The following is a 25,944-nucleotide window of genomic DNA, read 5'->3' as shown; positions in this document are numbered from 1 at the left end:
GGGCCGCTAGGCTCAAGATGATCTCAAACTTGTTATTGTCCCCTCACCTTCCGGAGCCACCATGACTGAAATGCTGGGCGCTGATGTTGAAGAACTACGCGCGCTGGCCAGGGACTTTTCTGGCAGCTCTCAAAAACTGGCGCAAGCGCAGAAGGTGATCGACGGCGCCGTCAACCAGTTGCCACGCTATTGGCACGGCCCGGATGCGCAACGCTTCGCTTCGCAATGGCGTGGCCAGCAACGCGGTGTCATTTCCCGCACGGCCGCCATGCTGGAGGACGCAGCCGATCTCCTCAAGAAAAACGCCGCCGAACAGGAGCAGACCAGCTCGGTGGCCAGTTTGGGCGGGCCGGCCGGCGTCCCCGGAACGGGCACCGGCGGGCCGAATCCATGGGGGCCCGACTGGCTTTCCAAGGAGTCGCCGTTTAGGGAAGGCTGGAAATTCTACGGCAACATCAAGAACGCCTTTTCTTTGCCAAAAAACGTGTTCGGACTCAGCCATATGGCTGCCAAGGGCTGGGACGTCTTCAAGGACGCCTCGCAATGGGGAAAGCTTGCGGCTCGCAGCGCACCCTACAACCTCATGGACTCGGCAACTGACCTGCTGGGGTTGAAGAACCTCAACAAGTACTTCCCCACACTAAATTCCATGAAGGGGTTCTTTGCTGAAACTCCCCAGCTGTTCAAGGGCAGCCAGCTGGAGTGGCTGGGCAAGGGCGGGCTTGGACGTGGTCTTGGTTGGCTTGGCGTGGGACTGAGCGGTTACGACACGATTGCGGGCATTGCCGAAGGTGACATGAACAAGGCAGCCATTTCCGGTGCCAAGACGGCACTGGGTGTGGCCTGCTTCCTTCCCCCGCCAGCAGGTACGGTGGCCCAGGTGATCAGCGTGGGGTGGGCCATCTATGACATCCCAGTTGTGAAAGATTTCGTGAACAACGGTGTGAAGGCCATCGGCGACGGGATTGCCTCGGCGGTCACCGATCCGGGCAAGTTTGCCAACGACGTCGGTGACGGCATCAAGGATCTTGGCAAGGGTGCGGCAAAATTCCTCGGTTTTGGGTAAATTCCCGCCCGTATTGAAGAAACTGTACAAGTCAAAGAACGGATTGCACGAGCCATGGACCTAACATCCACATCCCAGCCTGAATCTGCCGAATCTTATGGATTCGGTTTCGCAGAAGTTGCCTACGTGCTGAGGTCGACGTCAACGGCTCAGGCCCGCAAGAGCGCTGCAGTCCTCCGTTTGACCGACGAACTCGATTCCGACCAGCTGTGTGTCGCCGGGGCATCATCGCTGCTGGCTCGGGGCTTCGCATCGGCCCAGGGGGAGGACATTGAACTAGAGGGTCCGGCCATGGTCCTCGCCTACGCCCTGGCCCAGGCAACCCGGTGGACCGAGATCAGCCTCATGACCGGTGACTCCATTGACACAGTTGTCCATGTCGAGTCGGACAAGGTCAAGGTGCTGCTCCAGCCCCGCACCCTGTCCACCTGGTTTGTCTTCGCCCAGGACCCCACGCTCGATGGCGCTGCAGCAGAAATGGACATCATTGAGGAGCATGTCCGCCAAACGAAGACCGGAACCGCCTATGTGCTGAGCCGTACGCTGGACTCCGAAGACCATTTGATGATTCGTCCCGACTCGCAGGCGTGGGCCATTGGGCAGGCCAAGGATCCGGCCGCGGACGTCGTGGAACGCACGGGGCTGAGCTCCGAAGACGTGCTTGCATCCCTGTCCGGGCTGCGTGCCGCGCTGGTGTCATGAGCAACCGTCCGAAAAAAACCGCCGGCTCCCATTCGGCAGCCCCCGGGCAGCCGGGCTACGTCCCTTCCGGTCGGCCGGGAAAGGGCTACTACAAGTCGCAAGTTGAGCGTGAAGCGTTCCGGCAGGGCATGACCGTTGAGGAATACGGCGTTTACAAGGGCTCGGCGGGCAGCGCCGTCAAACCGGTAAACAGCGCTGGCGGGCTCTTGGTGATCTCCATGATCATTTCAGTCTTTTCCGGTATCTCGGCCGTCGCATTTGTCATTCTGTGGGTCCAAGACGGGTTCGGCGCGGCCGCCAGAGTCTTGGTTCCGATGCTCTTGGCGGCTGTCTTTACCGTCTGGAGCTGGAGCTACTATGTCCGCGAACGCAAGGCCGAGAAGCTGCGCAAGGACCGCGGCATCACCTTGGTCCGCCCGGAGTAAACAGGCGTCCCCTCCGCCGCGAATTGCTCGCCTGCCCGTCCGAACGCCGGTGCGGTGGTGGGAAACGGCGTCGCACTTGTTCGCTTGGTGAAACGAACTACAGCCAATTTGCCCCTCCCCTCTAAACTGGGGACATGACCAATAACAGTGTTCCTTCCGTCGGCCTGGTTGGCTGGCGTGGCATGGTCGGTTCCGTCCTGGTGCAGCGCATGCAGGACGAAGGCGACTTCGGCGATATCAACCCCGTCTTCTTCTCGACCTCGAACGCCGGCGGCGCTGCCCCGGCGATTACCGGCGGCGACACCGGCAAACTCGAAGACGCCTTTGATATTGACACTCTGGCGAAGCTTCCCATTATTGTCACGGCCCAGGGCGGCGACTACACCTCCCGCGTGCACACCGAGCTGCGCAACCGCGGCTGGGACGGCCTCTGGATGGACGCGGCCTCCACGCTGCGCATGAACAACGACTCGATCATTGTGCTTGACCCCATCAACCGCTCCGTCATTGATGCCGGGCTGGCATCCGGCGTCAAGGACTTTGTGGGCGGCAACTGCACCGTTTCCTGCATGCTCATGGGCTTGGGCGGGCTGTTCAAGAACGGCCTGGTCGAGTGGGGCACGTCCATGACGTACCAGGCTGCCTCCGGAGGCGGCGCGCGCCACATGCGCGAACTCCTGAACCAGTTCGGCACGCTCAACTCCGAGGTTTCCTCCGAACTGGACAACCCGGCGTCGGCCATCCTGGAAATTGACCGCAAGGTCCTGGCCCACCAGCGCGAAGGCATCGACTCTTCGCAGTTTGGCGTTCCGCTGGCCGGCTCCTTGATCCCCTGGATCGACGCGGATTTGGGCAACGGCCAGTCCAAGGAAGAGTGGAAGGCCGGGGTTGAGACCAACAAAATCCTGGGCACCACTTCCGAGAACAAGGTGATCATGGACGGCCTGTGCGTGCGCATCGGCGCCATGCGCTCCCACTCCCAGGCACTGACGCTCAAGCTTCGCGAGGACCTGTCCGTGTCCGAGATCGAGTCCCTGCTGGCCAACGACAACGAGTGGGCCAAGGTGGTTCCCAACACCAAGGAAGCCTCCATGGCGGATCTGACGCCCGTTGCCGCCTCCGGCACGTTGGAGGTTCCGGTGGGCCGCATCCGCAAGATGGAAATGGGCCCCGAGTACATCAGCGCATTCACGGTGGGCGACCAGCTCCTCTGGGGTGCCGCCGAGCCGCTGCGCCGCATGCTGAAGATCGCCGTCGGCACGCTGTAGCCCTTTTTAGCTGAGCCTCCCTGCCTCGATCAACGGCATGGGAGGCTCAGTTGCTTAACCAGCGAGCGTAGGCCTTCGCGGTCTTGTCCAACGCCTTGTCCTGGTTTGGCGTCAGCCCGTCAAACAGCTCCGGAAGCACCGCGCCGGCCCGTTGCCTCTCGCGTTCGGCCGCGGTTTGCGCCTTGCGCCATGTTCCCGCCACCTTGCCGCCTGTCACCACGGTGGCCTTGAACATGCCGTTGTTTCCGGGCACCGTCAGCGGCGCGTGCTCCGGGGCCAGTGCGGCACTGCGGTCCGTGTAGCCCAGCAGGTACTCGTCAAAGCCTGGCAACAGGAGCACGGACCGGGCACCCGGAACCGTCCCGCCCGTCAGCTCGGCTGTCTCCGGGGCCAAATAGTATGTTGCCCCGTTACACTCAATGGTCTCGAGCTCCCCCGCCGCCCCGTCCAGGCCTGTCCTGATGTCCGCCAGCGTGAGCTTGCTCCACCACTGGAAGTCGCTGACAGTTGCCGGTCCGTGGCTGCGGAAGTATCGAAGGGCCAACTCTGCCAGCGCACCCCCGCGATCCAGTGTGCGCGGGTTCTTGATCCACTCCCGCGCGCTGACGTAGAACTGGGAATTGCCGTTGCCCTCACTGTTGATGGGCCCCTGCACCAGCGTCCCTTCAAGGCAGAGCAGGAACAGGAAATGGTAGCCGCGCTGGGCCTTCGTGGACTGGCCCGCCTGCTCAAAAGCTGCAGTCAGTTCATCGCGGGTGACCCTGCCGCCCGAGCCTTCCAGCAGCGACAAGGCAATCACACGCACCTGGTCCACGTCCGGCGTCGTAATTTCCAACTGGCGGTGGCGGGTGGCCTGGCCCTTGGCCATCCGCTCCGCCGTCAGGGAGAGGATCCAGCCCAGATCCTCGGCCACCGTCACGTGCAGGGTGCCGCGGAGAGGGCAGGAACGGACCAATTCGCCCCGGTTGAAGGCAGCCTCAATGCCTGTCCGCGAGGAACCGGGCGAGCGCAGCCCGATGGACCACAAGGCGCCGGGGAAATCCTGGCCCTGGAGTGCTGTCATTGAACGCACAACGTCCACCGGCCCCGGTGTGGGACTGGTGGACGTTGGCAGGATTCCTTGGGCTGCGAGCCGCAGCCGGGCAAGAGTGGCGACGCTAGTGGTCATGGACCCAATCTAGCCCAAACGATTGTGTCAGCGGGCGGTGCGCATGCTGGCCGTGATGGGGCACTCGAAGGGGTCACGCTGGCCCAGGCCAACACGGTTCAGGTAACGCATCACGATCATGTACGACTGGCCCAGAGTGGTCTCGGTGTAGGCGATGTTTCGCTCGGCACAGTACTGGCGGACCATGGGCTGGACGGCCTTCAAGTTCTTGGAGGACATGGTGGGGAACAAGTGGTGTTCGATCTGGTAGTTCAAACCGCCCATACCAACGTCCACCCACCAGCCGCCGGAGATGTTGCGGCTCATGAGGGTCTGGCGGCGCATGAAGTCAATCTTGACGTCCTTGGGAACCAGCGGCATGCCCTTGTGGTTCGGGGCGAACGCGCAGCCCATGTACAGGCCAAGACCCATGATCTGCACGGCAACGAATGCCAGGCCGATGCCCCATCCCAGGAACCAGACGGTGAATGCGGGAAGCAGGACCAGGCGGACTGCGAGAAGGGCGATCTCCGCCGTGCGCTCGGGCACAATCTGCTTGCGGTCCAGCACACGCTTGACGGCTGCAATGTGCAGGTCAAGGGCTGCAAGGGTCAGCAGCGGGAAGAAGAAGGCGCCCTGGCGGCGGGCGAACCACTTGGCGAAGCCGGTTCGCTTGGCGGCGTTCTCGGGATCAAACACGAGCGCACCGGGGTCAATATCGCCATCCACACCGATCTTGTTCGGGTTCAGGTGGTGCTTGCCGTGCTTGTTCATCCACCAGCCGTAGGACAGGCCCACGAACAAGTTGCCGGCAATACGGGCCAGCCAGGCGTTCTTCTTGGCTGAGGCGAAGACCTGGCGGTGTGCGGCGTCGTGCGAAATGAAGGCGGTCTGTGTACACATGAAGGCGAACAGCACTGCGGTGATCATCTGCCACCAGGTCTGGCCCAGTGTCAGGAACAGTGCCAACACGGCCAAGTAGCCAATGCTCTGGCGGACAATGCGTAGCACGTACCACTTGATGTCGCGCTCCATAAGACCCGCGGCACGAACCTGCTCCGTGAGTTGAATGAAGTCAGTGACATGGCGATCGCGGGCCGGGCGTTTCCGCGCAGGCGTCGCGTCCGGAGTCTCTTCCAGTAGATCGGTCGAGTCAAGCGTTGCGGATGACATTGTGCTCCTCTTGGTGCCTCACGGATGCCCAATCATCACGTAACGAAAAAGTTTCAATCTACCCATCACGTTACGTTCTGAAACTGCAGTGCACATCACACTCAGGAGCCGTCTTGACCCCCTACCCGGGTATGGGTGCGGCAGGCTGCCCTCATGCTTGCGGTAAACCTGCCCGACGCAACAGTGCCGTAAACAACGCCCGGTCCTGCAATTCACGCCAAGTCCACCGAACAAAAGAAACGCCCTGACCACGGATATCGTCCTCTCGACACTTTTCCTTCCATAGGCGTTCCTCCATGGAACCACCGCCCCAATCAGCGCGCAGGTACTTTGCCTTTCCGTCGAATTCGCCGGCAACGTTCTGCTCCTTGAACCAAAAATCAACCAACGCGGTTTTACCGTCCCGCAGGGTGTATTTCTTCTGCAGGATGGGCGCAGGAAATCCCAGCTGATGCATTTTCGCGCGGCTGATGGATTCCCCGGCCGATCCTGACAGGGCTGACGCAAAGTTGATGACAGCAAGGGTGCGTTCACGGGCGGCTTTGCTGGGCAGCAGGGAAGCCGCCATCCGCAGTTCATCAAGGGAGAGGGCGGGCCCCTGCGGGCCGTCGGTAACCCACGAAGGTTCATGACGTCCGGCCTCGACACCGGCGGGTCCAAACCGGTTTACGGCGTGCTGCGGATGGGGTTCTCGGAGTGCGGAGTCGCAGACGGCCACCGCGTAAGGAAAGGCCAGCTCCCCAATGAGCACCATTGTTGTCCGCAGCTTGTCGGTCAAGAGGAACGGCCCGCAACCCACCGTGTTGTCCATCCTCGAGCCAACATGGCGGACCACGTCCTTGGAACTGCGCCCACTGCCCACGACCTCCGTCACAACGTGCAACTTGTTTGGCACCCCCACAATCCACAGACCCCACAGGAGCGCAGCCGTGGCGTGGCATAACACTGGCTGCGTCGCCACCACCGCCTGGAACGCGGCGGCTTGGGCACCGTACCGTTGCAGCGGCCCCAGTTGCTTCCATTCTTCGGATGTTGCATAGACGCCACGGCGAATGCGCACCAACTCTCCCTTGGTGCAGAGCTTTGCAAGCTTCGTTGTGTCCTGTCCCAGGCGACCCAAGTCGGCCGGCTGAATCAGTCGCAAAGTGTCCATCCCTCAAGCCTTGCACCGTCGGGAGACGCCTGTAAGGCACAATTTCGTGATTGTGGATAACTCCTTGTGACGGGGTGCGGGTCGCTTCAGCAAAAATGCCGCCGGTCCTGACAATTGCCGGTGGTGTAACGGCGGCGATTGTCAGGACGGGCGGCATTGTTCAAATTCGGAGGTTAGAGCGCGCACCCCACCAGCACGGGTTCCGGGACCAGGGTGATCCCAAACTTACGGACGACGCCATCCCGAACCTCCCTCGCAATAGCCAGGACATCCTCGGCGCGAGCCTCGCCACGGTTCGTGATGGCGAGGGTGTGCTTCGTGGACAGGGAAGCACGCGGCGGGGTCCCGGCGTCGTCCGTCCCGGCGGAAAGCTCCCCTGCCAGGCCAAAGCCCTTGGAGAACCCCGCATGCTCAATGAGCCATCCAGCACTGAGCTTGACCAGGTCACCGGCAGGCCAACGCGGGGCGTCCTCGGGCAGGCCCGCGGCAACGTCGGCGCTAACGATCGGGTTGGTGAAGAAGGAGCCGGTGGAGAAGGTGTCGCGGTCGGACGGGTCCAGGACCATGCCCTTGGACGCGCGCAGGGCCAGGACGGTGCGGCGCAGCTCGAGTGAATTGGCGCGCTGACCAACCTCCACTCCGAGGCGGCGGGCCAGCTCTGCGTACTTCACGGGGGCGCTCATCCGGCCCAGGAGCAGTTGGAATTCAACCGTCAGGACCACATAGCGCGGGGATCCGTTGACGGTGGTGGCCTTCAGGAGCGACTCGCGGTAGCCAAACTTTAGTTCGGAGTTAGTGAACGTGCGGACGGCATTATTTTCCCTGTCCCACGTTCGCACGGCGGCAATGGTTTGGGAGACTTCGCAACCGTAGGCCCCGACGTTCTGCACGGGCGTTGCACCCGCACTACCCGGAATGCCGGAAAGCGCCTCAACGCCGCTCCACGCGTGCAGCACGGCCTGGTGGACAAAATCATCCCAATTGTGGCCGGCCTGGACCACCACTGAGGCGCCGCCGCAGGAGTCTTGGGAATCAGCGACAAAGCCCTTGCTGGCGATCTGCACCACGGTCCCGGCAAATCCTTCATCGGAGACGATCAGATTGGAGCCGCCACCAATGATCAGCAACGGCTCGCCCGCGGCGTCGGCTTGCTTGACCGCGGCAATAATTTCCGCCTCGGTGGTGGCCACAATCAATTTGCGAGCGGGTCCGCCCACGGCAAGTGTTGTCAGGGAACTAAGAGACGTTTGCGCATTCACCTCTCCAGACTATCCCGAGTGTGCGTGCTCGTTCGCGTCCAGATACGCAGGCCGTCGCACCACGGGGGTCAGGAAGAAGGCGATCACCAACATGACCAGCACGGCTAGGAGTGAATTGAGCACTCCCACATGTTCGGCCAACAAACCCAGCAGTGGCGGACCACCCAAGAAGGCTCCATAGCCCACAGTGGAAACCACGGAAACGCGGGCTGCTGCGTGTTCGGGATCGTCGGATGCCGCGGACATGGCCACAGGGAAACCCAATGCCGAACCAAGACCCCAGAAGATCAACGCAGCCATGGCAAGCTCAACCGAAGGCGCGAAGACAAAAAGACCCAAACCAATGACGGCAAGGGCGGCACCCACGCGCAGCACAATCACGCGCCCGTACTTGTCCAGAACCACCGTTCCAGCAAAGCGACCGATTGTCATCGCCGAGACGAAGATGCCGTACCCGACGGCGCCAAGCGCCGCCGTCGAACTGTGCCCGTCAACCATGGCCAGCGCCACCCAGTCACCGGCCGCACCTTCGGCCAAGCCAAGGCCCAACACGAGGGCGCCGAGCAACAGCGTGCGAGGATCGCGCCAGGCCGCAGCAATCTTTGCCTTGCCGGCAGCCTTGCTGGCCTTCTCTGCGGCGACCGTGGCTTCGGTGCTCTTGGCGGAGCCGTTCTTGGCGGAGCCGTGATTCTGGGCAGTTTGGCCTGTCACAACAGGGATCGGACCGGTTCCCGGCACGGCACTTGCCTCGGTGACATCAACCATGACGCCCGTGGAGCCGACCTTGTCGGCCTGATAGTGACCGGCACCGATCATCACAGCAATACAAACAGCCATGGCAATCACGCCCAGATGAATGGCAACGGGCAGGTGAACGGCCGCCGCCAACGCACCAACGCCTGCGCCCAGCACGGTGCCGATGCTGAAGGCACCGTGCAAACGCGGCATAATATGCCGGCCCAGCGCCCGTTCAACGGCCGCTCCTTCAATATTTGAGGACGTGTTCCAGCAGCCCGTGCCAAGGCCCACCAGGACAAGACCAATGCCCACCACCAGCGAATCCGAAAATACCGTGGCTCCCAGGCCCAAGATGACCACGCCAAGTGCCTGGATGAGGCTGCCCAGCCGGGTGGTCAGCTTTGAGCCAAGGCGAAGCACGATGAGGCCGGATGCCGCCACCGAGATGAACGACCCCAACGACATGCAGAGCAGCATCAGTCCCACCTGGCCCGGGGTCAGCCCAAGATCGTCGCGGACGGCCGGAATGCGGGAAACCCAGGTGGCAAACACCAACCCGGAACCGGCGTACGCGGTGACTACCCCGTTGCGCCAGGCGTTGATTTGGTTCACGCCACGCGAACCAAGGCCTGGGCTTTAACCAAAACTTTCTGGCCTTCCAAGGTGACCGTCAGGTCGATTCGGGCAGTGCCGGCGTCGGCATCCAGGGCACCAATGACGCCCACAACGTTGACGACGGCGCCAGGCTCACCTTCAAGATCGGCCACCGGCACGGGCTTGGTGAAGCGTGTGCCGTAGCTGACGACGGCGCCGGGGTCGCCGATCCAGTCGGTCACCAGCTGAACCGCCGCACCCATGGTGAACATGCCGTGGGCGATGACGCCGGGTAGTTCAACCTCGCGGGCGAAGCGTTCGTTCCAGTGGATGGGGTTAAAGTCACCCGAGGCCCCGGCGTACTTGACCAGGTCGGCTCGGGAAATCTCGATGGTGCGTGAGCCGATTTCGGTGCCCACGGCCAAATCTGCAATGTTTATCGCTGGAGTGTTCATTACTGTCCCTCCCCGCGGACCAGGATGGCCGAGACTGTGGTGGCGACAGCAGCGCCGTCGACGGTTGAAATTTCGGCGCGGGTGGTGATCATGGCCCCACCTCCCATGCCGCGGACGGTGTCCACGTGCAATTCTGCGACGAGCTCGTCGCCGGCGACGATGGCCTTATGGTGGGTGAAGCGCTGCTCCGCGTGGACCACGCGGGAGAAGTCGATGCCGGAATCGGAATCGTTGATCAGCAGGGCGTCCGCCCGCTGGGCCACGATGATGGCATAGGTGGGTGGAGCCACCAGATCGGCATGACCCAAAGCCTGTGCCGCGGCAACATCAAAGTGGGCCGTGTGGCTGGCCTTGACGGCCCTGGCGAAATCACGGATGGACTCTCGGCCCACACTGTAAATTTCGCTTAATTGGTAGCTGCGCCCCTGCAGTTCGGGATTGATACTCATGCGCTCAAGCCTATAGCCCGGACGTGCTCCGGCGCATACTACGACCGTGTGCCGGACTTCATTCTGGCCACCACTTCCAGGAGGGAGGCAACGTCAACACGCTCTTGCGGGTTGACGGCACTTCCCACACCGGTTTGGAAGCCAAAAAGTGTTGCGTTGAAGTAGAGCCCGTCCCCCAACAACATCACGGCGCGGGCCACGGCAGCATCGGTAATATCACTCTGGATCAGTTCAAACCAGCGCGAGTGGATTTCGGAGAAGACCAGGCGAACCACGTCCTCGTCGCTCTGAATGAGGCGGTGGGCAGCAACAATGGCCCGGTCAAAGGGAGTATCGCCAAAGACGCTGGTGCGTACGTAATAGCTTGCGCACCCCTCCGGGTCCGCGGCCATCGCGGCGAAATCCAGTTCCGCGTACTCCCGCAGCTTTGCGAGCAATCCCTCGGTCAGCGCTTCCTTGCTCTTGAAGTGATAGAGGAGACCGCCCTTTGAAACGCCAGCGGCCGCCGCAACAGCATCCAAGGTGGCGGCCCGGGGGCCGTCGTCAATGAGTAAATCCTCATAAGCACCAAGGATTCGCTCACGCGTGGATGTCTGTGTAGTCATGAGTCCACCCTACAAGAGGTGATGGACTGCACCGTCCAGACGGTTTACTGTACCGGCTGGACGGTATAGACTATTGCCATGGCGTCAACGACTCTTAACACCACATCAGCTCACACTCCGCAGCGTGCAGGAATCCGTACATGGATTGCCCTGATCGTCTTGATGCTGCCCGTTTTGCTCGTATCCGTTGACAATACGGTCCTGAGCTTCGCAATCCCCTCAATCTCCCTGGCCTTGGTGCCGTCTGCCTCGGAGCTGCTGTGGATCATTGACGTCTACCCGCTGGTTCTGGCCGCCTTGCTGATCCCGATGGGCAGCATGGCAGATAGATTTGGCCGGCGCCGCATGCTCATGATCGGCAGCACCGGCTTCGCGATCGTTTCAGTCCTGGCAGCCTTCGCCCCCAACGCCGGGGCCCTCATTGGCTACCGCGCCCTGTTGGGCCTCTTCGGCGCCATGCTGATGCCCTCAACCCTGTCCCTGATCCGAAACTTGTTCTTGCATCCGACTCAGCGGCGCACGGCCATTGCCGTCTGGGCGGCTGGTTTCTCCGGCGGCGCAGCGTTGGGCCCCATTGTGGGCGGCTTCATCCTGGAACACTTCTGGTGGGGCGCAGTCTTCCTGATGTCGGTGCCGGTGCTGGTTCCATTCCTGATCTTGGCGCCCATCTTTGTCCCGGAGTCCAAGGACCCCAACCCGGGGCGCATTGACGTGGTGAGCATTCTGTTGACCTTCGGAGCCATGGTGCCCACTATCTTTGGCATCAAGGAAATGGCCCAGTCGGGCTTCTCCGTCATCAATATGGCACTCATCGCTGCGGGTATCGCGCTGGCCGTGGTTTTTGTGCGCCGGCAATTGCGCCGCGCAAACCCCATGATGGATGTGACGTTGTTCAAGAATCCCGTGTTCAGCGGCAGCGTGAGCGCCAACTTGCTGAGCATCTTTGCGCTGGTTGGATTCTTGTACTTCGTCACCCAGCATCTCCAGCTTGTGGTGGGCCTCTCCCCCACCCATGCCGCCTTTGTCTTGGTGCCGGGCCTCGCCATCACGATCGTCTCGGGACTCCTGGCAGCCTCCCTGGCCGGGCGTTTCAAGCCGAAGTACCTGGTAGCCGGGGGCTTGTTCCTAAATGCCACGGGGTTCCTGATCGTCTGGCTAAACACAGACGGTTCAGTACTGGGCATCATTGCAGCGTTCGCCGTCCTAGGTGCCGGCGTCGGCATGGCGGAGACCATCTCCAATGACCTGATCCTGGCCGCTGCGCCCCCGGCCAAGGCGGGTGCTGCCTCGGCGATCTCGGAAACCGCCTATGAAGTGGGATCGGTCCTGGGAACAGCTATCTTGGGCAGCGTTCTGGCTGCTGCCTACAGGCTGAATGTTGCCGTTCCGTCCGGGCTTTCGGGGGCGGAGACGGAAAATGCATCTCAGACCCTGGGTGGCGCTATCGATGTTGCCGCAAAGCTCCCCGAGCAGCAGGGTGCCGCATTGCTGGAATCGGCCAAGCATGCCTTTGATTCCGGACAGGGAACCGTGGCGCTGGTCAGCGTTGCCCTCATGCTCGGCGCGGCACTCATGTGCCTCTGGGCGCTACGTGGTGCAGTGGCCAACGCGGCACCTGTGGAGCACTAGCCTGCTCAATTGAGACAGCAGGTCAGGCGAAAAACTGGGTCCCAACCCGCCTGATCTGCTGTTTGGATTCGCCATGACACTGCGCACGAACCTTAAGTGATGCGGCGTTGGGGTTAGTTGCGCTCTGCTTCGCGCTTCTCGGCGGCTTTGAGTTCCTTGCGGATGTTGTGGCCGCGCAAGCCCAGGGACGCCATGTGCGCCAGCAGTCCCACCCCGACGAACGGCAGAGCAATGAACGTCATGGACGCGGTAGAAGTAAGGGCACCGATGACAATGATGACAATGCCGATGAAGGTCAGCCCCATGCCACCAAAAACGGCGTATTTGTAGGCTGGCGGTGCGGTTTCCCAGAAGTCGTTAATCACGCTCTGAGTCTACCCGTGAAGCCGGAAGCCACTAGAAGAGAGATTCCTGCAGGGCCGGAATCTCGGTGCTAAAGGCGCCGGACCTGATCCGATGCCCCTTGAGCCCGCCAAGGTCCACGACAAACGCCGCCTCCGCATCATCAAGAGACACCAGCGCGTTGGCTCCCAGCATGGAAAGCAGCTTCATGCCATGCCTGCCCGAGTCCAGGGGCTGCGGGTACGCGATCCTCGGACCACCGGCTAGAATTCCGCGGGCAAAATCGCTGCCACGCCACTGCTCGTCGACAATCTCGAAACCCGGCTGCGTGCGTTCGTGCAAGAATTCACGCACGACGCCGGCCACCTCTCGATTGCGCAGCTCAAGTTCCGCCTTACTCCGGGGCGTAAGAAGGGATGCTGCCTTGCTTGCGGCACGCACAAATTGCGTGACTCCAAGTTCCTTGGTCACCGAATCTTCCAGCAATCGCACTACGGCCCCATCCCGGGCCAACGCAACATACTGCGCCACCACTGCGCCTTGCTCGGCCAGGCGCCGCCACTTACTCAGATTGGAAGCGGTGCCCACCTTGGTGGTGCCGTCGGCAAACGTGGCGATGTACAACCAGTGCTGCTGCGATAAATAGCTGCGCATCCCGGGCGGGGCCTGGCCGCTGCGGTGAAAATCATGCATGTGCCGCAGATCGTCCCGAGCAAAACAGGCGCCGCACTGGAAACCGCGTTCGGCGCCCTGGTGAGTGGGGCAAGAGTGGTGCAGCGAATCTTCCGGCCCCTGCACGCTGGTGTACCCCAGACAGTAACGAGCCGGAATTCCATCGCCGGAAAGCACCTCGAACCGCAGCCACTGCCCAGCCGACAAAGGCAGCTGGGCATCGGCGTCGTCCGCCATGAGCGAGAGCGCAGGACCTCCGGGCCTCCACGAGACGCCGCGGACCAGGCCGGTCTTGACAGGCTCGACCACCGGTTTGGCTAGAGTGCGGGCTGGACGCCGTAAGCGACAGCGAGCTTCATGATCTTCTCGGCGCGACCCAGGCGGGGAAGGTCGGAGCCGTCGCGGATCACGCCGCCGCGGGCGTTGAAATCGTTCATGAAATCGGTGGCCCAGGCAACGTCGGAAGGCGTGGGGCTGATGACCTCGTTGATGATGGTGGTTTGGTCCATGGCGAGGCACAACTTGCCCGTCATGCCCATCGAGACCGTGATGGCAGACTGCTCACGCAGGATCGGGTGGTTGGTGCCAACGGTGGGTCCGTCGATGGGGCCGGGCAGGTTGCCAACGCGGCTGGCCACAACCAGCTTGGCGCGCGGATATGCCATTGCTTCGCGATCGGCGGCCATGCCGGTGTCGCGACGGAAGTCACCTGAGCCAAAGGCAAGGCGGAAGGCACCCTCGGCGCGGGCAATGTTGTTGGCTTCCTCGATGCCCAGTGCAGATTCAACCAAGGCGAGCACACGGGTCTTACCGTCAAGGCGGTGGTAGGTTTCCTTGACCTGTTCGGCGTTCTCGGTCTTGGCCAGCATGACGCCGAGCAAGCCGGGGACGTTGCGCAGGTTGGCGACGTCGTCGGCCCAGAAGGCTGACTGAACGTCGTTGATGCGGACCCAGGCCTGGCCGCCGTTGCGCAGCCAAGCGATGACGTCGGCGCGGGCGGCGTCCTTCTTCTTGGGGTCTACTGCATCTTCGATGTCCAGGACAACGGCGTCTGCGCGCGAGTTGGCGGACTCGTCAAAGATCTCCGGGCGCGTCGCCGGAACCAGAAGCCACGAGCGGGCAATTTCTGCGGGAATGTTACGAATGCGGACAGGTGCGGTAGCGGCTTCATTGCCAACGGAGCTAGACATACCTCTACCGTATACGGATGGGCAAAAAGTTGCTTTGTGGCCTGCAACAAAGCAACGCAACTTTTACTAGCGGATTGCACCAGAATCGCTAGCCTCGAAGGAATGCCAGCAGCTTTGCAAAGGACTGCATGTCAGCGTCATCCTTTGTCACGAGCGCTTCCTGATCCATGGCCTCTGCAAGCTGTCGCTGGCTCATATTCGACAACGACCATCCGAGGGGCGCCGCCAAGGCTGGAACGCTGTTGGTGGCAACCACGACGACGGACCGGTCCCCCAGCGCTGCCCGCACCCCGGCGGTGGCGTTCACACAATCGTTGCCTGCCAACGTTGAGGGGCACGCCACGGCGCCCGCTTCGAGCCGCTGGATCCATGCCGCAGAGCCGCTCTGGAGTTTGGCCGCCCTAAGGCCAGCCAAGGGAACCGCCAATTCACCCGCAGCTTGGGGAGGCTGTCCAACAATGTCTGCGCCCGGGGAGTTTTGCAGGAACAAGAAGATGGGAACTACTAAATCCGCGGTCGCATCAACCCCCGCGCAGGGATCCGCAGCAGCTGCTTCCTGGCCTGCGGGCCAGGAAGCAGCTGCAAGGACGCAAGCGTTGTGGCCTATGATCTCCGCTTGAAGGGTGGGCCAGAGGTCGCTGATGGTTCCCAACGCTGACCCTTCCGAATACCCGCCATCGATGAGCTGGAATCCCTGCTGCATGCGGCATTGGGGCCCCTCACCCGGGCTAGCCGTCACTGCTGGTGCCCTGCCGGCCGGGGAGATGATGGGGAACCGGCCCGAGAGCAGCGTGGCCGTGGACCAACGCAGCCCGAGAGGGCATTGCGCCTGTTGATCGAACAGATCCACAGACAAGGGGAAACCCTGCCCGGCAACGCAGGACAAACCGTTTGGCGGGCCTACGTTTTGAGTGTCCCTCGCACTGGGTAGATCAATCTGGCTGACAACTACTCTGCAGCCGGTCCCGGTGTCTGTGGAATTGAGCACCAGCGCCCCGGTTGGTCCAGCAATCGTGGGATCGAATGACTGCGCCAATTTTCCTGCAGATTCCTCCCATAAGGATTCCACCAGTCCGGCCCGATCGTTCCAGGCAACGTTTTCCACGCCCGTGACAGGGTCTTTGAAACGCGTGGGGATCATGAGCCCGGTGCCGGAAGCGACAATGTCACCCACCATGGCACCGGCGACGGCCGCCCCCAAAGGTCCGGGCTGGGCCAGGGTTTCCATAGTTGCCACAGCGTCGTGTCCGTAGAGCCTGCTCAGGGTCAGGCCAAACGAGCCACCGCTGACGCCCGAGGACACGAACACCGAGTTGCTCCCGCAGGCTCCTGCGCTGGATAACTTCTCAAGCGCCCGCGCCGTCCAACTCGCTGCGCGGATCCCGCCACCTTCTGCGGCAACGAGGATCATCGGCCGGACCTGATGCGCACTCTTGGTGCCGTCCGCCGACATGACATCTATGCCGCAATCGGCATCTCGCTGCAGCCAGGAGTCGAAGGCCTCCGCGAGGCTCGGCCGATCCACTAATCCTGCCTCGACCGCAGCAGAAGCATCCTTTTCTCGCACGTGGTGCAGTACAGGATTCCCACCGTTCAAGGACCCAACCGCAAGCACCACCGCAAGCAAGCTGATGACAGGATTTGCCCGCAGCCCCATGAGCTTGAACAACTGCAGCGGCACCTGACGCTGCAGAGCCACAACGCTCAGCCCGATCACCATGACCCAGGCTCCCATGGTCAGAAGCGCCGTTCCGGGAACTCCGGCAAATTTACTCAGGGCCACGGGGTTCATGGCAAAGGCAAACCCCAGTCCCGTAAAAACAAGGGCCACGATTACGTTGACCTTTTTCGTTGTGGCTCCGGCAATCACGCGGGGGTCAAGAATTCCACCCCAGAGGCTCCTCACCAGATACGCGCCCACAGGGAAAGCCAACGCCACGATCAGCAGGCCCACCATGAAGTAGCGGACGCTGGCCCACAAGGACCCGTCGAAGTCCACGGCACCTACCAGGCCCAAGGCCAGCGGAGCTGCGAAGGCCCTGACGAGCGCCATGCCCGAAATTGCCAAGAGCACGATCGCCAGCACATCCCCACACCGCCAGGCATCCATGGCCCGGAGTGGATCGGGCGGCCTTGGCGCGATCGACACCCCGGGCCCGGAGACGCTGACAAGAAGAAAACTCAGTAGTGACACCGCCAACGGGACAACCGCAGCCACCCATGTTTGACCGCTCAGTGGGACGATGAGCCCGGTTGTCATCATGACGAACACTATGGCCAGCCCCAGCAGCGCAGGCGGCAACGCCCACATCCAGTACTTGGGAGCGTCGTTGGGCGGATCTGGCACCGCAAAATACAGCGACCACGCCAATTCACTGCGGCGCCGCCCCAGATAAAACAACCCGCCGGAGACTAAGAGCGCCGCACAACTTGTGACCACAAACTTGTTCGACCCAGCATCAACCCATGCCCTTTGGGTATCAGGCATCTGATCGTTCACCCCTGGGATGGGCACCAGCGCGAGGGCGCCAATCACCACGATCATGGCAACGGAGATCCGGTGAAAGAACAATGCTCGCCATGCCCTCCGCAAGCAGTTCCGCACGGACGTACGGAAACTTGGATAGACAAACACGAACAACACCAGTGCAGCCAGACCCGCCCATTTCACACTGGAGGCAATAAGGGCGGAGCCCAGAAATTCTGGAAGAGTGCCCAGCCGCAGTTGGCGGATGCCTTGCGCCTGCAAGATCAACTCCGCCAGTTCACCGGCGGCCACGGCTCCAACTGCCAGCCTTGCCATGATCCTGGAGGAAAAGAAGCCGTACAGCAGCGTGATGTATAAAACGGCAAAAATGGCATCCAGCACGGAATAGATGAGCAAGAGCCCACAGACTTGTTGCCGGATGTCCTCCGCCAGGCTCAGCCAAAGACCCCAGTTTTCCTGACCCAGCCGAGGGTCAAGGGCCTGCAATGAGCTGGCCGAGGCGCTCCTGCCGGTGGATGTGGCGGAGTCCGCGATCAGTCTGTCCACTTCGGCCATGGCAATCCACAGCGTCACCGCCAAGACCGCCAGCGTCCCTGTACGCCAGTACGTCAGCCGTCTCCGCTGGGCAAGCTCAGCTGGATCCGTCGGCGAGGCCGGAATGATGCCCTTGAACCATGCGAGAACTGAACTCATGACCGGCTCCTGACACCGACGCGTTACCCAGTACAACACGATGTCTTCATTGGACGCCGCTGCCAACACCAAGTCAAGGAATCCTCGGCCAAGAGGCGTATTAGTGTCCTGGACGCCGGACCCGTCAAGAGTTCTTGTCACGTCAAGAAATCAGGCGTCACAAGCGAAATATGACTGTTCGTAGCCCTACTTTGCCGCATGTTTCCCGCCATGTCCCTCGGCGTCGAACGTGATTGCACCCGTCCAAGAAGTCCGTTTACATCGTTCACACCACCAAAAATCCCCTGCAACCTCAAACGAGGAGCAGGACCAACAACAGGACTGGACACCATGAAACGCTTCCTCCCACTGGCCACCGCAGCGACCGCCGTCATCCTTTCGATGGCCGTCTCCGCTTGCGGCGGCCCCGCAACGGCCAGTGGTGGCGGAGCCGAGGTCACCACCTTGAAGTACCAGGGATCAGCAAATTCGGTCACCCTGCCCGAACTGGCCGCGGATCTGGGCTACCTGGACGGCCTCACCTTGGAATGGGTGGGCAACACCATCAGCGGCCCGCAGGACATCCAGTCGGCGGCCACAAATCAGACCGACTTTGGTGGCGCATTCACCGGGGCCGTGGTCAAACTCGCCGATGCCGGCGCCCAGATCACGGGTGTTGTGAACTACTACGGCTCGGATGACAAAACATTCACCGGTTTTTACGTCCTCAAGGAAAGCCCCATCCGAACGGCCAAGGACCTGATCGGCAAAAAGATCGGCGTCAACACCCTCGGTGGTCAATCCGAAGCTGTCATCCACACCTATCTCGCCAACAACGGTCTCAGCGAAGCCGAGATCAAGCAGGTGCAGTTGGTGGTGTTGCCTCCCAATGACACCGAACAGGCCATCCGCAGGGGCCAGATCGACGCCGGATCGCTCGGCTCCGTGCTCCAGGACAAAGCCCTGGCCGCCGGCGGCCTGCGAGCGCTCTTTACCGATGTGGAGTTCTTCGGCTCATTCCCAGGTGGCCAATACGTCTTCCGCGATGACTTCATCAAGGAGAACCCCACCACGGTACGAACCTTCACAACCGGTGTTGCCAAGGCCATCGAGTGGGAAACCACCACGCCCCGTGCGGACGTCATTGCCCGCTTCACCAAGATCATTCAGGCCCGGGGCCGCAGCGAAAGCACCGATGCCCTGCAGTACTGGAAGAGCGTGGGTGTTCCCAACGCCGGAATTATCGAGGACAAACACTTCACGCTTTGGGCCGGCTATCTCAAGGATGCCGGGCTCATCAGCGGGGAACTTCAGCCGAGCAAGTACTACACCAACGATTTCAATGACCTGGCGGGACTCCAGGCTCCTACTTCCTCAACCCCGGTTTCGAAGGGATAACCATGACCGCGAAAATCAGTCTCCGTCATGTTCGCCAGGCATTTACCGTCCGTGCCACGAAAAGCAGCCCCACCACAGGCCGACTGCCAACCGGCACCAGCTCCCTTGTGGTCCTGGACGACTTCAACCTCGATGTCAGGGCCGGAGAATTCCTGACGATCGTGGGCCCCAGCGGCTCCGGCAAAACAACTCTGCTTGATCTGCTGGCGGGTTTGACCCGGCCGGCCGCCGGCCAGGTCCTCGTGGACGGCAAGGAGGTCACGGGCCCCGGTCAGGACCGCGCCGTGGTCTTCCAGCAATACGCCCTGTTCCCTTGGCGAACGGCAGCAACGAACGTTTCCATTGGGTTGGAAGGATCCGGCCTGAACCGCCGCCAGCGTGCTGCCAAGGCTAATGATTACCTTGATTTGGTGGGCCTGACCGGTTTCGCCGAGAGATACCCGCACGAGCTCTCCGGCGGCATGAAACAGCGTGTCGCGATCGCCCGCAGTCTCGCCTACGAACCGGACATCCTCTTGATGGACGAACCGTTCGCGGCCCTGGATGCCCAGACTCGTGAACAGCTCCAGGATGAGCTGCTGCGGATTTGGCAGGAGACCGGCAAGACCATTATCTTCATCACCCACGGGATCGATGAGGCCGTCTACCTGGGCCAACGCGTCGCCGTCCTGAGTTCCCGGCCCGGCCGGCTCAAGGCGATCGTTGACATTGATCTGGGCGAGAGGCAACAACAAGCCGATATCCGTTCCACCACAACATTCATCGAGCACCGGCACAAGGTCTGGTCGCTGCTCCACGATGAGGTCCAGGCCGCCCAGAACGCCGGCCACCGCAAGGTCCTCCCGGACGGGACTGCCCCGGATGAAGTACCCACCCAGCAAAGGAGTGCCGCCTGATGAGTGCCCTACTGACGCAAGCAAAGGGAACAGCCACGGCCTCGCCGCGCACCGAGGCACCTGCCTCGCAACTCCCCGAAAAGACACGGACGACGGCGGCACTGCCTTGGCGCCGAGCCGTCACCACCGCCGGTTCCTGGCTGTGGAAATCGGCGGCAGTACTCCTCTTTCTGGCCTTCTGGGAGGTGGGCCCGCGCTATCTGGCCAGCGATTCCACCCGCGTCTTCCTGCCACCCTTACACGAGGTGCTGATTGCCGGCGCAGACCTCATCGCCACGGGAGCGCTGCAAAGTCACTTGGCGGCCAGCCTGACGCGATCGGCAGCTGGCTTCAGCATCGCCGTCGTTCTTGGTATTTCCTTGGGGCTGGTCATTGCCTGGTACCGTCCGCTGCATTCCTTCCTGAACCCGTTGCTGGAGCTGTTCCGCAACACCGCAGCCCTGGCGCTGCTTCCGGTCTTCACACTCCTGTTGGGAATCGGCGAGGAATCCAAGATCACGATTGTGGCCTTCGCGGCGTTCTTCCCCGTTCTCCTAAACACCATCGCGGGGGTACGCACGGTGGATCCGCTGCTGGTCCGTGCCGCCCGGTCGCTGGGGCTTCGCAGTCCGGCGCTCTTCCGGAAAGTCATTCTGCCGTCGGCCGTTCCCACCATTTTCACGGGAATCAGGATGGCCGGCACCTCAGCCATCCTGGTGCTGATCGCCGCCGAGATGGTGGGAGCCAAGGCCGGCTTGGGCTATCTCATCACGAATGCCCAAAACAGTTTCCTCATTCCGCAAATGTACGCAGGCATCCTCACGGTCTCCTTGCTGGGACTGCTGGTGAATGGACTGCTGGTCGCGGCCGAACGCCACTTTTCCCGGTGGCGGACCAATTTCAACTCTTAAACACCCCTATGTGCACCCCAGACCCTAAGGAGTTTTCCATGTCAGTCATTACAGATACACCCGTTTCCACCGAAGTTCTTGCCTTCTCCAAACTCGGTAGCCGGATTGGCGCCGAAATTCGCGGCCTGGATCTAAGCACGCCGCTGCGCCCCGCCCAGGTCGCCGCGATTCGCTCGGCGCTCAATGAACACAAGGCCCTGGTTTTCCGTGAAGCCAACATCACCACGGATGAGGCCCAGGTCCGCTTTGCGAGCTACTTTGGCCCGCTGACCGCGGCCCACCCCACGGTGGCCTCGGTGGACGGTGCCGCAAACGTCCTTCCCGTGGACAGCGAAAACGGCTCCGCCAACACCTGGCACACAGATGTCACGTTCGTCCACAATCCCCCACAGGCATCCACTCTGCGCAGCATTACGCTGCCCCCGTATGGTGGCGAGACACTGATTGCTTCTTCGGCGGCGGCCTATCAAGACCTGCCGGAGGAGCTCAGGGCGTTTGCCGATACCTTGTGGGCCGTCCACACGAACGACTACGACTACTCGGTGCCCAAGAATCTTGAGCACGCCAATGCCACCGAGCGCCGGGCAGAATTCACTCGTGAGATCTTCGAATCCGTACATCCTGTGGTTCGCGTCCACCCGCTGACGGGTGAACGGGGGCTGTTCATTGGCGGCTTTGCCCAACGGCTGCGCATTGTTGGACTTTCCAATACGGAATCCAAGGACATCATCCGCCTGCTGCAGGCCTATGTGACCCGTCCGGAGAACATTGTGCGCGTGAACTGGGAACCCAACCAGGTGGTGCTCTTCGACAACCGCATCACCCAGCACTACGCCCCTGACAATTACGACGGCGCACCCCGCACGCTGAACCGCGTCACAATTGCCGGCGAGATCCCCGTGGGCATCACCGGTCAGCCCAGCCAGTCGCTGCAGGGCGAGTCCGCTTCCTACTCGGTGATTGCGCCGGTGAACTAGCCATGGCCACGCAAAAACGCGAACTGCACCTGAACGCCTTTGTCCACGGCACAGGCCACCACGAGGCGTCTTGGCGCCACCCGGATGTGAATCCCTTGGCGGAACAGGACATTGAGCACTACCTCACCATCGCCAAGACGGCAGAACGCGGCAAGCTGGATTCGCTGTTTTTGGCCGACGGCCTGGCCATCTCAAGCAACATCCAGTACAACGCCTACAGCTCTTTTGAGCCGCTGACGCTGCTCTCGGCGCTGGCTACGGCCACCGAGCGGATCGGACTGATCGCCACGGCCTCCACCACGTATAACCAGCCGTATTCGCTGGCCCGGGCATTTGCTTCCGTGGACCGGATCAGTGGTGGTCGGGCAGGGTGGAACATCGTCACCTCTGCCGGGCAGGGCGAAGCGAAGAATTTCAATCTTGCGGACCGGCCAGCCCATTCCCTGCGCTACGAAAGGGCACATGAATTCCTGGACACCGCCAAGGCGCTCTGGGACAGCTGGGCAGATGATGCAGTGGTGGCCGACCAAGCCACAGGCATCTACAGCGACCCGGACAAGATCCACGAGATCAATCATCAAGGCAAACACTTTCAGGTGCGGGGTCCGCTCAATCTGCCGCGCCCGGTTCAAGGCCATCCGCTGCTCGTTCAGGCAGGGTCCAGTGAGGCAGGCAAGGAGTTTGCCGCCCGCCACGCCGAGGCGGTGTTCACGGCACATCTGAGCGTTGAGTCCGCGCGGGAGTTTTATGCAGACCTCAAGGGGCGCCTGGGCGCCTTTGGGCGTTCCCGTGACGAGTTGTTGATCCTCCCTGGCATCAGCGCCTACATCGGGGAAACGGAGCAGGAGGCGCAGGAAAAATACGATTACCTCAATTCCCTGGCCAACCCTGACTACGGTGTGCATCAGCTCTCACAGCAGCTGGACTTTGACCTGTCCGGGTATTCCTTGGATGCACAGTTGCCGGAGCTTCCCGCCGAAACGGACGGCGCCCAAAGTCGCAAGAAGTTGATCGTTGACGTCGCCCGGAAGGAGTCGCTCACCATCCGTGAGCTGACAGAAAAGCTGGCTGGTGCCCGAGGTCATTTCACCTTCATCGGAACTCCTGCCCAGGTGGCCGACGAGATTGAGCTGTGGTTTACCACGGGGGCGGCGGACGGGTTCAACATCATGCCGCCAACGTTCCCGGCCGGGCTGGATGACTTTGTGGACAAGGTGGTTCCCCTCCTGCAGGATCGCGGGTTGTTCCGTACCGAGTACACCGGCCGGACCCTGCGGGAGCACTACGGCTTGGCCCGCCCGGAGGCAACACTGGCTGGACGGGGATCCCAAGCCCTGTCCGCCTGAGACGCCGCGAAAAAGCAGCGTTGGCGACTTGGAACGCCAAGTCGCCAACGCTGCTTTTCCTACGTCCAAAACGAGGGTGTGGCGGGGCCCCGAAGCGAGGTGCGAGCTTTGGGAGGAAGCGGGGATCAGTCCGGCATGATCATGGTGCGGAGATCCAGTTGGCGCAGGACGCGGTCTGCGACCTCCGGATCGGTCTCCGGTTCGTTGCGTGCCATCAGCACCTCGGCCCGGGCTGCGTCGAGCGCAATGGTTTGCACGGCTATGGCCAGTTCACGGCCGCGACGGCGGCGTTCGGCCTGGCCTTCATTTTTGAGACTGCCGTCAAGGAGTTCGGCCTGCAGCCGCTGCATGCGGGCCTTGACGAGAGCGATCTTTTCCGGCGGCAAATTCTTGATGACCTCATTGTCCTTCAGCGCCGCGACGGCCGCTTCCTGGGCACGCAGGGCCAGGAGTTTGGCCGCTTCACGTTCCTCGACGCCGTCGTCCGTTGCCTTGAGCACGCGCATGAGCCACGGGAGGGTAAGCCCCGGCAGCACCAACGTGGTCAGCAGGACGGCACAAGCGGCAACGATGATTTCATGCCGGCCGGGGAACGCTTCACCAGAGGGCAAGACCGTAGGCAACGCCAAGGCCAGCGCCAAGGTGGCCAGCCCGCGCATACCGCACCAGGAAAGGATGATGACATCCTTCAGGCTCGTGGGAGGGAGATCGCCGTCGCGTTTTCTGGACAGCAGCGCCATCATGGCAAACCACAGGAAGCGGGTCAAGATGACCAAAACACTGATGCTGATGGCCATGGGGAGCATGCCCCAAATGGCTGCACCCTCTTCGCGGATGACCTCACGGACCTCCAACCCCACCAAACCAAAGGCAAGGCCCGTCACAAGCAACTCCACAACGTCCCAGAAGGCCGCACGGGTGATGCGTTCAGTGGCGTCCTCCGCCCGGGCATGGCGCTTGATCTCCAACGCCGTCACCACCACGGCAATAACACCTGAGGCATGAACCTCCTCGGCAAGGATGTACGCCACAAAAGGAACCACCAGGGTCACTGCGCTGCGAGCCACGGAAGAGGTGATCAGTTTGGTGATCAAACTCGTCACCCGCCCCATGAGCAGGCCCACCGCGACGGCGACAACCGCTCCCAGCACAAACTTCCCCACCACACCCAAGCCGAAGGGCTGGCCGTCCATGGCGGCTGCGACGGCGGCCTGGAAGATCACGATTGCGGCGGCGTCGTTGAACAGGCCCTCGCTTTGCAGGACGGTGATCAAGCGCCGGGGCATATGAACGCGGGTAGCCACCGATTCCACCGCTACGGGGTCCGGCGGGGCTGCCATGGCGCCCAAAGCCAGGGCCGCCGGGATGCCGATGCCGGGGATCAGCAGCCAAGCAGCTCCGGCCACCAACGCGGTGGATACCACCACAAGGGCGATCGCCAACATGATGATGGTGCGCCAACGGATCCTAAAGACCGACCACGAACTCTTTTGTGCCGTGGCAAAAAGCAGCGGCGGCAAGAAAATAGGCAGGATCAGCTCGGGATCGATCCTCAAGTCCGGAAAACCGGGGATGAACGTCAGCGCGCCAGCCATGATGAGCATGAGCACCGGATAGGGCAGACGCAGCTTGTCCCCCAAACCGACGGCAACCACGGTGGCGAACAAGAGACCAATAATCAATACGAGCTGTTCCACGCCTTTTACTTTACGGCGTGAGGACCTTCGCTATTGACGTCTGCCCGTCGCTGAACTCCACGGTGCGCATGATGGTCTTGGGGTGTTCAAGCACGGCAGCAGCCATGAGCGCGACATTGGCTCGGGAGGTCTTGCCAGCGTCGGCCGGATCCCGGTCCACCGCTGGCGTTGGATCGACCAAGCCCGACGGCGCATCCAGCGTGAGTGCCCCGGGCGCCAGGATGGTCCATGCCAGTGCGCTCAGTGTCCGCAGGTGGGCATCGGCGGCAGCCTTGGCTTCGGCGTAGGCAAAGAAGCCGTTCTCCGGCGGCACTCCGTGATCCGTGCCGGCTCCCAGGTAGGAGACCATGATGTAGCGCGGAATCCCAGCCTGCACGGCGGCGTCCATGGAGGCGATGGCGGCGTCCCTGTCCACGGCATAAGTCCGTTCGGCACTGCCGCCGCCTGCCCCGGCGGACCAAATGATTGCGTCCTGGCCGGCAAAGAGGTCGGCGAGTTCGTCAACCGAGGAAGAAGCGACGTCGTGCACCACGGGCGTGGCACCCGCTGCCGCCACATCATCGATATGTGCAGCGTTGCGAATCACCGAGGTGACCTCAACTCCTGCTTGTTTCAACAGCGGCGCCAGCAAGAGGGCGATCTTTCCGTGTCCGCCAATAATCATCACTTTGGTCATGACAGTTCCCTACCTTCGTTCACACTATGTACCGGGC

At 61.9% G+C, this 25,944-nt stretch carries 24 protein-coding genes; 10 read left to right on the top strand and 14 right to left on the bottom strand.

What is annotated here, in order from left to right; all coding sequences use genetic code 11:
* Positions 1-61: 61 nt before the first annotated feature.
* The 4 genes from BLV41_RS18040 to asd all read left to right on the top strand — a co-directional run bounded on the left by BLV41_RS18040 (position 62) and on the right by asd (position 3,461).
* The gene (locus tag BLV41_RS18040; RefSeq protein ID WP_074712834.1) at positions 62-1,066 is read left to right on the top strand and encodes a WXG100 family type VII secretion target; all 1,005 of its coding nucleotides are present in this window, start codon (positions 62-64) and stop codon (positions 1,064-1,066) included.
* 54 nt (positions 1,067-1,120) lie between these two features.
* The gene (locus BLV41_RS18035) at positions 1,121-1,768 is read left to right on the top strand and encodes a hypothetical protein (RefSeq protein ID WP_074712833.1); all 648 of its coding nucleotides are present in this window, start codon (positions 1,121-1,123) and stop codon (positions 1,766-1,768) included.
* Positions 1,765-2,193, top strand: coding sequence for a hypothetical protein (locus tag BLV41_RS18030; RefSeq protein ID WP_074712832.1), 429 nt, complete (start codon positions 1,765-1,767; stop codon positions 2,191-2,193). Before BLV41_RS18035 ends, BLV41_RS18030 begins: the two co-directional genes overlap by 4 nt.
* A 134-nt stretch (positions 2,194-2,327) precedes the next feature.
* Entirely contained in the window at positions 2,328-3,461 is a 1,134-nt protein-coding gene (gene asd / locus BLV41_RS18025; protein WP_074712831.1) for an aspartate-semialdehyde dehydrogenase, read from the top strand.
* A gap of 46 nt (positions 3,462-3,507) precedes the next feature.
* Here the strand turns inward: asd and BLV41_RS18020 are convergent, their stop codons facing one another.
* From BLV41_RS18020 to BLV41_RS17985, 8 genes are all read right to left on the bottom strand, one after another.
* Complete coding sequence (locus tag BLV41_RS18020; RefSeq protein WP_074712830.1) at positions 3,508-4,629, bottom strand: winged helix DNA-binding domain-containing protein; 1,122 nt, start codon at positions 4,627-4,629, stop codon at positions 3,508-3,510.
* 27 nt (positions 4,630-4,656) lie between these two features.
* Positions 4,657-5,781, bottom strand: coding sequence for a fatty acid desaturase family protein (locus tag BLV41_RS18015; protein ID WP_074712829.1), 1,125 nt, complete (start codon positions 5,779-5,781; stop codon positions 4,657-4,659).
* Positions 5,782-5,932: 151 nt separating this feature from the next.
* Positions 5,933-6,934, bottom strand: a complete 1,002-nt coding sequence (locus tag BLV41_RS18010; RefSeq protein WP_074712828.1) for a type IV toxin-antitoxin system AbiEi family antitoxin domain-containing protein — start codon at positions 6,932-6,934, stop codon at positions 5,933-5,935.
* A gap of 173 nt (positions 6,935-7,107) precedes the next feature.
* Positions 7,108-8,193: a UDP-N-acetylmuramate dehydrogenase gene (locus BLV41_RS18005; RefSeq protein ID WP_074712827.1), complete on the bottom strand. Its 1,086-nt coding sequence runs from the start codon at positions 8,191-8,193 to the stop codon at positions 7,108-7,110.
* 9 nt (positions 8,194-8,202) lie between these two features.
* Positions 8,203-9,543 (bottom strand): MFS transporter, encoded by a 1,341-nt coding sequence (locus tag BLV41_RS18000; protein WP_074712826.1) that lies wholly within the window; start codon positions 9,541-9,543, stop codon positions 8,203-8,205.
* Complete coding sequence (locus tag BLV41_RS17995) at positions 9,540-9,980, bottom strand: MaoC family dehydratase (protein ID WP_074712825.1); 441 nt, start codon at positions 9,978-9,980, stop codon at positions 9,540-9,542. Before BLV41_RS17995 ends, BLV41_RS18000 begins: the two co-directional genes overlap by 4 nt.
* Positions 9,980-10,429, bottom strand: coding sequence for an FAS1-like dehydratase domain-containing protein (locus BLV41_RS17990; RefSeq protein ID WP_044576305.1), 450 nt, complete (start codon positions 10,427-10,429; stop codon positions 9,980-9,982). The genes BLV41_RS17995 and BLV41_RS17990 overlap by 1 nt, the downstream gene beginning before the upstream one ends.
* 38 nt (positions 10,430-10,467) lie before the next feature.
* Entirely contained in the window at positions 10,468-11,034 is a 567-nt protein-coding gene (locus BLV41_RS17985; RefSeq protein ID WP_074712824.1) for a TetR/AcrR family transcriptional regulator, read from the bottom strand.
* Between the two features lie 78 nt (positions 11,035-11,112).
* Between BLV41_RS17985 and BLV41_RS17980 the strand changes: the two genes are divergently transcribed.
* Positions 11,113-12,663, top strand: a complete 1,551-nt coding sequence (locus BLV41_RS17980; protein WP_074712823.1) for an MFS transporter — start codon at positions 11,113-11,115, stop codon at positions 12,661-12,663.
* Positions 12,664-12,776: 113 nt separating this feature from the next.
* Here the strand turns inward: BLV41_RS17980 and BLV41_RS17975 are convergent, their stop codons facing one another.
* The 4 genes from BLV41_RS17975 to BLV41_RS17960 form a co-directional block, all read right to left on the bottom strand.
* On the bottom strand, positions 12,777-13,028 hold the full coding sequence (locus tag BLV41_RS17975; RefSeq protein WP_044576295.1) for a hypothetical protein: 252 nt from the start codon (positions 13,026-13,028) through the stop codon (positions 12,777-12,779).
* A 31-nt stretch (positions 13,029-13,059) separates the two neighbouring features.
* Complete coding sequence (locus BLV41_RS17970) at positions 13,060-13,986, bottom strand: DUF2797 domain-containing protein (RefSeq protein ID WP_244516963.1); 927 nt, start codon at positions 13,984-13,986, stop codon at positions 13,060-13,062.
* Positions 13,987-13,994: 8 nt separating this feature from the next.
* Positions 13,995-14,867: an HpcH/HpaI aldolase/citrate lyase family protein gene (locus BLV41_RS17965; RefSeq protein ID WP_044576291.1), complete on the bottom strand. Its 873-nt coding sequence runs from the start codon at positions 14,865-14,867 to the stop codon at positions 13,995-13,997.
* A gap of 88 nt (positions 14,868-14,955) precedes the next feature.
* Complete coding sequence (locus tag BLV41_RS17960) at positions 14,956-18,048, bottom strand: hypothetical protein (RefSeq protein WP_074712821.1); 3,093 nt, start codon at positions 18,046-18,048, stop codon at positions 14,956-14,958.
* Between the two features lie 330 nt (positions 18,049-18,378).
* On the opposite strand from BLV41_RS17960, the gene BLV41_RS17955 reads away from it, so the two are divergent.
* From BLV41_RS17955 to BLV41_RS17935, 5 genes are read left to right on the top strand one after another with little or no spacing between them, the layout of a single operon-like run.
* The gene (locus BLV41_RS17955) at positions 18,379-19,425 is read left to right on the top strand and encodes an ABC transporter substrate-binding protein (protein ID WP_074712820.1); all 1,047 of its coding nucleotides are present in this window, start codon (positions 18,379-18,381) and stop codon (positions 19,423-19,425) included.
* 2 nt (positions 19,426-19,427) lie between these two features.
* Positions 19,428-20,321, top strand: a complete 894-nt coding sequence (locus tag BLV41_RS17950) for an ABC transporter ATP-binding protein (RefSeq protein ID WP_074712819.1) — start codon at positions 19,428-19,430, stop codon at positions 20,319-20,321.
* Entirely contained in the window at positions 20,321-21,211 is an 891-nt protein-coding gene (locus tag BLV41_RS17945; RefSeq protein ID WP_074712818.1) for an ABC transporter permease, read from the top strand. Before BLV41_RS17950 ends, BLV41_RS17945 begins: the two co-directional genes overlap by 1 nt.
* 38 nt (positions 21,212-21,249) lie before the next feature.
* The gene (locus BLV41_RS17940; RefSeq protein WP_074712817.1) at positions 21,250-22,188 is read left to right on the top strand and encodes a TauD/TfdA dioxygenase family protein; all 939 of its coding nucleotides are present in this window, start codon (positions 21,250-21,252) and stop codon (positions 22,186-22,188) included.
* Positions 22,189-22,190: 2 nt separating this feature from the next.
* Complete coding sequence (locus tag BLV41_RS17935; protein WP_074712816.1) at positions 22,191-23,534, top strand: LLM class flavin-dependent oxidoreductase; 1,344 nt, start codon at positions 22,191-22,193, stop codon at positions 23,532-23,534.
* A gap of 125 nt (positions 23,535-23,659) precedes the next feature.
* Here the strand turns inward: BLV41_RS17935 and BLV41_RS17930 are convergent, their stop codons facing one another.
* Together BLV41_RS17930 and BLV41_RS17925 are read right to left on the bottom strand one after the other, a co-directional pair.
* Positions 23,660-25,231, bottom strand: coding sequence for a Na+/H+ antiporter (locus BLV41_RS17930; protein WP_044576270.1), 1,572 nt, complete (start codon positions 25,229-25,231; stop codon positions 23,660-23,662).
* A 10-nt stretch (positions 25,232-25,241) separates the two neighbouring features.
* On the bottom strand, positions 25,242-25,907 hold the full coding sequence (locus tag BLV41_RS17925; protein WP_074712815.1) for an NAD(P)H-binding protein: 666 nt from the start codon (positions 25,905-25,907) through the stop codon (positions 25,242-25,244).
* Positions 25,908-25,944: the final 37 nt, after the last annotated feature.

Origin of the sequence: Arthrobacter alpinus (assembly GCF_900105965.1) — a bacterium.
GTDB lineage: Bacteria > Actinomycetota > Actinomycetes > Actinomycetales > Micrococcaceae > Specibacter > Specibacter alpinus.
This window is presented reverse-complemented; position numbering and strand designations above follow the sequence as displayed.